We start from the raw sequence: 355 nt of genomic DNA on the forward strand, positions 1-355 counted from the left end.
ACTGGCGATTGGGACGAAGTCGTAACAAGGTAGCCGTACCGGAAGGTGCGGCTGGATCACCTCCTTTCTAAGGAGCACTTCTTACCAGGCTTCGGTTTGGTCAGAGGCCAGTACACCGGCGAATGTTCGGTGCTGGTTGCTCATGGGTGGAACGTTGACTATTCGGCATGATCGGTTGATCACGGCCAGTACTGCTCTTCGGAGCGTGGAACGCGGTGAGGGATCGGTTGTGTCGGGCACGCTGTTGGGTGTCTGAAGGTACGGCCGAATGTGGCTGTCCTTCTGATCCGGCCCCAGTGAACTCATCCGGTAAGGGTGGGGTGGTGGGTGGCTGGTCGTTGTTTGAGAACTGCAC

Annotated in this window: 1 rRNA gene; it reads left to right on the top strand. The window is 57.7% G+C overall.

Going from position 1 to position 355, the window contains the following annotated elements:
- Positions 1 to 67, top strand: a 16S ribosomal RNA gene (locus JS521_RS36115); the annotation flags it as partial.
- Between the last annotated feature and the right edge of the window lie 288 nt (positions 68 to 355).

This window comes from Streptomyces durocortorensis, assembly GCF_016901035.1.
GTDB lineage: Bacteria > Actinomycetota > Actinomycetes > Streptomycetales > Streptomycetaceae > Streptomyces > Streptomyces durocortorensis.